Genomic DNA, 7247 nt, shown 5'->3' with positions numbered 1-7247 from the left:
CACGGTGTTCGAGTTCCTTCAGACGCGCTCGTTCATTGAGTGTCAGCGGTGCGTCGGCCGAGGGCTCGTTGCGCTGCTTATGCTTCTTCACCCAGCCGCGAAGGGTCTCCGTGTTGATTCCGAGCTCCCGGGCTGTTTCCGAGACCGTCTTGCTGGACCGGAGAGCGATCTGGACGGCTTCCTCACGGAACTCCGGGGTGTACTTGCTGGGTGGCGCCACTTGCTACTTCCTCATTTCCTTGACAGGACAACCCTATTGGGTTGCTGTCCGGAAACTTCGGGGCCCCTCACCGGGGACAACTGGCCCATCAGACCCACGTCGCACAGCTGGCGGTCAAGCACCTGCCGCACGGCGGCCTGCCCGACCTCCGGCAGAACCTGATGCTCACCTGCCCGCCAGCCACGTGAGCCGCATCAGCAGCCCGTTCCGGCCACTAGCCCGCCACTCCACCGGCTCAACGCCCCCCGAACACCGCCGCGACGTCCTCACGCTCCCACCCTGCAGCTAGCGCAGCCACCGCCCGCAACCGCAGAGCCCCCTGCTGCGCCGACGGCAACAACAACCGCGCATCCGCCACCAGCTCGCTCACATCCCAGAACGAAGCCAAACCCTATGAGTTTCTGATTAATAGGCCGTTGTCGCGCTGGTAGCTACGCATCACAGCCAGGACTGAGCTGACGTATGCGCGGGAAGGGTTGTAAGCCAGTACCGCCTTGTCGAGATCGCTCGGTTTATTCAAGTCTCGGCCATCCGAACAAAGGTAGTGCGCAGCACTCAGGGTAGAGTCGTACATGTTATTGGGGTCTTTTACCCCGTCGCCGTTTCCGTCCCGGCCAAAGTGCTTCCATGTGGCAGGAATGAATTGTGCAGGACCGACAGCCCGGTCGTACTCGGTGTCGCCGTCCCAGCGACCGCCATCAGTGTCCCGAATCACGGCGAATTTACCGCCTGCCAACTGAGGGCCGAGGATAGATCGGCTGATGGAGCCGTCGGGGTGCAAGCGCCGACCTCCGATGATGCCGTGGCTCGATTCCAGTTTCCCGATACCTGCGATGAGCTCCCAGGAAAGGTGACAGCTCGGCAAGATCGCGTTGACCCGTGCAGCAGCCCTGAAATAGGCCTCCAGGGCAATGACGGGAATTCCCGCAGCGCTGCCCTGGAGGCCATGTTTATCGTTGCCGCTCCTTGGTGTGTCTGAGACACTTGCTGGAGTGCGATGTTTGAGGTCTGGCAGGGAAATGACCGGGGAACCATATAGTGGCGCTTTGGGATCGATGGGGGCAAGTGTGCTATCGCTAGCTCTTGCGGTGTTGTGAGCCAGGAGTGTACCTACCGCAGCAGTCAGGCTGGTGAGGAACAGGGCTGTGCGCAGCCCATGCTGGCAGAGGCTGACGGCGTATGAATCGAATGTCCTCATGAAGAATTTCCTAACGGGCGGTCTGAGCGATGCGCAGGAGGCAGTTCCCGACTTCGGAGGAAACGGTAGTCACGTCCCGCCTTAACCGCCTTCCATTGAGGATTTTCTCCCCTCCTTTGCTTCTTTAATGACATCCTGCGTCAATATGATTCTTAGTTTGCGGAGCAGAAAATAGATTGCTGGAAGCGCCGAGAGCTCCGTGTTGGTGGATCGTTGAACTGCGTGGTCCTCGCCGCTTGCGTGGATCACCTCTCATCAGGCCTGGAGCCACCGAGCTTCCGAGCAGACCGAGGGCCCCGCAGGTCACGAACGGCTACTGAGTTTTTGGGCGTGGTGTCGTCAGTGTGAGCCCTGTTCCGGTGAGGCATCCGTCGATGATGCCGCTGCGGTATTGGATCTGGCGGAGGCCGTGTCGGAGCTGGCGCATGAGGTGGCTCGGGTCGGTGAAGGCTGTGTTGGCCTGGGTGGTCCGGCGGAGAATCGACCAGATCCCTTCGACGGGGTTGAGGTCGGGTGCGTAGGACGGCAGGTGGTAGGAGTTGAGCCAGTCCTGCGTGTCGATGAAGGCCTTCATTCGGCGGTCTTTGTGGACGTTCAAGTTGTCCCAGACCAGGATGATGGGTGCGCCGAGCTGCCGGTGGGCGGCGATGAGGAGGTCTCGGTACTCGGTCCAGGCGAAGCTCTTGCGGCCTCCGCTCTGGTGATCGGCATGTTGTTTGGGCCGGTAGACGAGGCGGGAGCGTTCGCCGGGTTTGTAGCAGCACAGGGCGGCGAGGGAGAAGCGGCGCTGGGAACGGCCGCGGACCCGGATGACCGGTGCCGCGCCGGCTCCAGGTGCGGTCGGGCAGGACATCGATCCGCTCATGGGTCTCGGCGTCGATGACCACGGTGGCATAGCGGTGCCGCCGGCGCAGAGCGAAGTCGTCGACGCCGATCACCCGGGGAATCCGTCCGGCAGGGGGATGCCCAGCAGGACACGGAGGGCTGTGTGACGGGACAGGCCCATCGCGAGTATCGCCAGCAGGCGTGTCCCCGCCCGGCCCGCTAACTCCTTCACCACCGCCTTGACCTGCCTGGTCAGACGGGTAGTCCGTCGCTGATACCGCTCCAGCACCCCGGGCACCTGCTCGCGGAAGGTCTGCCGGCACCCACGCGTGGGACACACCAGACGCCGCACCCGCACACGGACCACCACCCGCCGGCTGTCGACCGGCACATCCGCCACCGTCCGCCAGTGATAACCGTGAACGCGTCCCGACGATGCCCCGCACACCGGACAGACCGCGGTCTCCTTCGGAGTCCGTGCCCTCACCACGACCCGCCCGCCCTCATCGACCACACCCTCGATGACCAGCGGCGATATCCCCGAAAACAGCATCCGTGCAAGCTCGTTGACATCCATCACATCAACAACAACGACCTCCGCCACTCAGCGTTACCACCGAATGTGAGACAGAGCCGAAAACTTTACAGACCCGGCTTGCGCGTGGAGGCGCCTGGGTTTGAAGTAGCGGCCGCGGTGGGGGTCGTGTCTCGTTTGGTGACCCTCGATCATGGGCTTGAGCCCTTCGCTGTCGTGGGTGTTGCCAGCCGGGACGCCGACGAGGAGGGGCAGTCCGTTCGCGTCCGGCAGGGCGTGCATCCTGGAACCCGGCCTGCCCCGGTCCACGGGGCTCGGACCTGTGTGTTCGCCCCCTTTTTTTTTAGCCCGGACGTGGGCGGTGTCCAGGACGACGCGGGTGACGTCGATGAGGCCAGCGTCGTCGAGCCGGCGCAGCACGGCTTCGTGCAGCCGCCCCAGACGCCGGCTCTCGACCAGATCAGGAACCGGCGGTGGGCGGTCGACTTCGATATGCCGAAGCAAGGCGGCAGTTGACGCCAGGCGCAGCCGCTGACCCACACGTAGGTAATGGCGGCGAACAGCGTCTCATCAGGCGTGTCCTGCGTTCCCCCGTCCTGCGGCCGCACCTTCGACGGAGGGATTACTGAGGTTGAAGGCGGGTTGTCGTAGGTGCTGACGGTTGGCGATCGTTGCAGTATGTCGGTTTGTATGAGGTATCCGCAGGGTGGGGGTCTGACCGCGGAGAGGCAGGCGTTCCGTGAGCGGGTCCGGATGGAAGCCGTACGGATGTTCGTCGCCGGGAGGGGCAGCACCGAGATCGCGAAGGAGTTACGGGTCAGCGTCCGGTCGGTTCAGCGATGGCGGGAAGCCTGGCGGGAGGCCGGGCAGGGCGCTGTCCGTTCCCGTGGTCCGGCGTCCCGGCCGAAGCTGAACGATGTGCTGTTCGCCGTGCTCGAGGAGGAGTTGTCCAAAGGCCCGGTAGCTCACGGCTGGCCGGACCAGCGATGGACGCTGGCCAGGATCAAGACCCTGATCGGCCGCCGGTTCCACCGTCCATGACGTTGTCAGATATCTCCCATATGCTGCGGCGGCACGGCTGGAGCCACCAGGTTCCGGCCCGTCGGGCGTGACGAGGAAGTGGTGGCCGGCTGGGTGAAGGACGTGTGGCCACACGTGGAAGCACCGCGGCGGCGCTCGGTGCCTGGATCGTCTTCGAAGACGAAGCCGGATTCTCGATGACGCCGCCGACTTCACGCACCTGGGCCAGGCGCGGCAGCACCCCGGTCATCCGGGTCCGCGGACGCTCCCAGCGCCGTTTCTCCATCGCGGCCCTGTGCTGCTGCAAAGCGGGCGAACGCTCCCGCCTGATCTACCGGCCCAAACGGCATACCGACCATAAGAGCGGCGGCCGTAAGAGCTTCGCCTGGACCGAGTTCCGCGACCTCCTGATCGCCGCCCACCAGCAGCTCGGCAAACCCATCGTCCTCATCTGGGACAACCTCAACGTCCACAAAGACCGCCGGATGCGGGCCTTCATCGACGCCCAGAACTGGATCACTACCTGCCGCCCTGCGCACCCGGCCTCAACCCCGTGGAAGGCATCTGGTCGGTCTTCCGCCGGACCAGCCAGGCCAACACCGCCTTCACCGACCCCGACCACCTCATCCGCCGGCTACGACACGGCCTACGCCAGCTCCAATACCGCAGTGACGTCATCGACGGATGCCTCACAGCGACCGGACTCACATTGCCGACAACCCGCCTTCAACCTCAGTAGTAGTCGTATCCCTTGTCGGTGTGAAGCTTGGCCGGCCTGCGTCGCCGGGGCTCCCGGCGGGAGCGGATCGGCGGTATGCCCTTCACCAGGGGTATCAGGGCCTGGCTGTCGTGCAAGTTCGCCCCCGAGATCCCTACAGACTAGGGCAGACCGGTCCGCTCGGTGATCAAGTGGATCTTCGAGCCGTACTTGCCCCGGTCCACAGGATTCGGACCTGTCAGGTCCCCCTTTTCAAGGCCCGCATGTTCACCGAGTCGACCGCGCAGCGGCTCCAGTTCAGCTCACCGCGGGCGCCGAGCTCATCAAGGACCAGGCGGTGCAGTTTCGCCCAGCCCGGGGCGGTGGTCCACTCGGTAGATCTCCGGTGAGCCGTGGCTCCCGACGGCCCGAACGACGCCGGAAGCTGCTGCCACGTACAGCCCGAGGTGGCCACGAACACGATCGCGGCCAGTACTTCACGGTCCCCCGTGCCGCCGGCGACCACCCCCTTGGGACCGCACCGGCGCCTCCGGCACCACCCGCTGGAACAACTCCCACAGCTCATCCGGCACCAGCCGCTCAACAATCCCCGCCACAGCGGCAGACTCGAGAGCGTAGGAGCCACCTGACTGGCAGCGACAGCGCGTTGGTTGGAGAAAAGCGGTTCTGGCGGGTGAGCCATGGCTGTATTGAAGCAGCGAAAGCCTTAGCACAAGCCGCTCGCGTCCCACCGGAGGCCGTGCTCCTTGCCCGAAGCGGAGGCTTTCACGTGATCAGAAATATAATACTAAAGGCACGACTATACCTCCTGTGAATGGGTTGGCGACTTAGTCATATTTGCGGCCCCCTGTTAAGTTTCGCTATAATTAGCCACAATTGAAGCTATGGGTGATGCGAGGTTACGGAAGACTGGTCCGCCCAGTCTGGCGGAAGTGATGGGAAGCCTCTCCGAGGTATGGACTTCAGCGTCCTGGAACCCTATTGGTGCCGAGTATCATGCTGGCGTCTATACAGGTCATTACCAGATGGAACTGGCCCGCAATAACAGTGAAGGGGAAGTGCAGTCAGAGATTCATGGGTCTGCACTCTTTGAGATTATTGAGTGTCACGTGTTGAGTTCGGTCCTTTTAATGGCGCTCCGTCAGCACGAAGCGGCCTTCCTGCGGGTACCCACTATCGACTTCCGTGATGCCCGGCAGCTCATTCTTTTTACTTCCGTACATTTGCGTCGGATCAGACCAATCTTCGGCTCCCACGTGAAGGTGAAATTGACGCGCGGAAAAGTCACAGATGAGTGGGAGAAGAACCGGATGATCTCCATGGACGTAGCACTCGAAATTGCCGACGGCTGCCATCGGGCTGCAATTACGTGCTGCCTAGACCTGCATAATAATGGGAACGGTGCCTGAAACATGCTTGCCAGGACAGCACAGTGACCCGCAGGTTGGCTCAACGAGCCTTGAAGGCCTTGAGTAATTCCGTGGCAGCCGTGGGCCTTACTACTGCTGCGATTGGCATCCTCGTGGGGGGTTCTTCCAGAGGGAATGAGGGATCGCTTAATCGAACTGTAGGCGTGACCCTTTTTGGCGCTCACGTAACTTCGAGAGCCGTCCCAGATGCGCGTGCCCTTAAGCGGGGTCACGATTTACTGACTAGCTGGCAGCCAGTCACCTGGTTCGCTTCACGCCCCTGGGGCGAAAGGCGACTCCAAGGTCTGCACGAGCCACCACACCAGGCATTCTCACCTTCACTGCTTGGGCATGCCCATGAGTCAGATTTTGCCCCGCAGGTCATAGAACTTCTCAATGCCCAACGAGCGAAGCATGGATGCCCCCCGGTTCGCGCCAACGCTAAGCTGACGAAAGCCGCGCAAGGGCACTCCGACAAGATGGCCGACCTTGGATTGCTCGACCACGTCGACCCAGACGGAGCCGGTCCTGGAGACCGCATCTCGGCCGCGGGCTATGTCTGGAAATCCTACTCTGAGAACATAGCTCGTGGACAACAGAACCCTGCAGATGTGGTGGCGGCATGGATGAGCAGCCCGCGCCACAGGCTAAATATTCTAACCTGTAGCTATACAGAAGTCGGCGTTGGTATCCGGTTTGCAGATGACGGTCCTTGGTGGACGCAGGACTTTGCGTCCCGATGATGGCGAAGAGGTGATGGCTGGACGGAACAGCGAAGCTCCTATTGATCAGAAGCTCAGGGGTTTCTCGGCCATGACGTAGCGAGCGGCCCCTGGCTGATTTTCATCAGGCCCCCCTTGCAACGACGTCTCTCGATCGGTCTGTAGTGCGAGGGGATCGAAGCGTTAGTGGTAGTACGTCTTCTGTGAGTGCGCTCGGCCATACGGCTTACTCCGCTACAGTCCAGTCCCTTTGAGGGATAACTCTGCACGTCGGGGAGACCTCTGGCGCTCCTCTCTCCAAGCCCTACAGCCACTGGTGCTGGGGGCGTTGTGCGCGCAGCCCATCAGCCCCCGTTGTGGCCGCCTGGAGGGTGGGGCGGTACGGTGCACCCCCAGCCCGTCTGGACTGTCGACGACGTGCGAATCGTGGCTCTGGATCACTTTTCGTGCTGGGGCCACGCAGGGTCACCGGATCCGCGATCATGACTGGCCGTGAGTGACACGAGTTCAGCCAGACCGACGACATCGCGATCGACTCCATCGACACCACCCATGAGCCGGTGGTCAGCGGCCGTGTGCCGCGTGGAGGACCCGTTTGCG

Annotated in this window: 4 protein-coding genes and 5 pseudogenes; 3 read left to right on the top strand and 6 right to left on the bottom strand. The window is 62.6% G+C overall.

Annotated features, from left to right (window positions below):
* The 5 genes and pseudogenes from ACZ53N_RS35680 to ACZ53N_RS35660 all read right to left on the bottom strand — a co-directional run.
* Positions 1-220 (bottom strand): transposase (locus ACZ53N_RS35680; protein ID WP_469144902.1); only part of this gene is annotated, 220 nt, incomplete at its 3' end.
* Positions 221-611: 391 nt separating this feature from the next.
* Positions 612-1418 (bottom strand): lytic transglycosylase domain-containing protein, encoded by an 807-nt coding sequence (locus tag ACZ53N_RS35675; RefSeq protein ID WP_469144901.1) that lies wholly within the window; start codon positions 1416-1418, stop codon positions 612-614.
* 313 nt (positions 1419-1731) lie between these two features.
* Positions 1732-2253: pseudogene (locus ACZ53N_RS35670) on the bottom strand (transposase); the annotation flags it as partial.
* Positions 2231-2820, bottom strand: a pseudogene (locus ACZ53N_RS35665) (transposase family protein); the annotation flags it as partial. The pseudogenes ACZ53N_RS35670 and ACZ53N_RS35665, both read right to left, overlap by 23 nt.
* A gap of 84 nt (positions 2821-2904) precedes the next feature.
* A pseudogene (locus ACZ53N_RS35660) lies at positions 2905-3458 on the bottom strand (IS5 family transposase); the annotation flags it as partial.
* A 10-nt stretch (positions 3459-3468) separates the two neighbouring features.
* On the opposite strand from ACZ53N_RS35660, the pseudogene ACZ53N_RS35655 reads away from it, so the two are divergent.
* Positions 3469-4537: pseudogene (locus tag ACZ53N_RS35655) on the top strand (IS630 family transposase).
* Here the strand turns inward: ACZ53N_RS35655 and ACZ53N_RS35650 are convergent.
* Positions 4537-5112, bottom strand: a pseudogene (locus ACZ53N_RS35650) (IS5 family transposase); the annotation flags it as partial. The pseudogenes ACZ53N_RS35655 and ACZ53N_RS35650 overlap by 1 nt on opposite strands.
* Positions 5113-5400: 288 nt before the next feature.
* Here ACZ53N_RS35650 and ACZ53N_RS35645 point away from each other — a divergent pair.
* Together ACZ53N_RS35645 and ACZ53N_RS35640 are read left to right on the top strand one after the other, a co-directional pair.
* On the top strand, positions 5401-5925 hold the full coding sequence (locus tag ACZ53N_RS35645) for a hypothetical protein (protein WP_469144900.1): 525 nt from the start codon (positions 5401-5403) through the stop codon (positions 5923-5925).
* A 23-nt stretch (positions 5926-5948) separates the two neighbouring features.
* Complete coding sequence (locus ACZ53N_RS35640; protein WP_469144899.1) at positions 5949-6668, top strand: CAP domain-containing protein; 720 nt, start codon at positions 5949-5951, stop codon at positions 6666-6668.
* Positions 6669-7247 lie beyond the last annotated feature (579 nt).

The sequence above is a fragment of the Streptomyces sp. NPDC033229 genome, assembly GCF_055576875.1.
The sequence above is the reverse complement of the archived record's forward strand: the minus strand, read 5'-3'. Positions and strand labels throughout refer to the sequence as shown.

Bases quoted from the DNA above. Each gene is read 5' to 3' on its own strand.
- ACZ53N_RS35645 (WP_469144900.1), top strand. From the start codon at position 5,401: ATGGGTGATGCGAGGTTACGGAAGACTGGTCCGCCCAGTCTGGCGGAA.
- ACZ53N_RS35675 (WP_469144901.1), bottom strand. From the start codon at position 1,418: ATGAGGACATTCGATTCATACGCCGTCAGCCTCTGCCAGCATGGGCTG.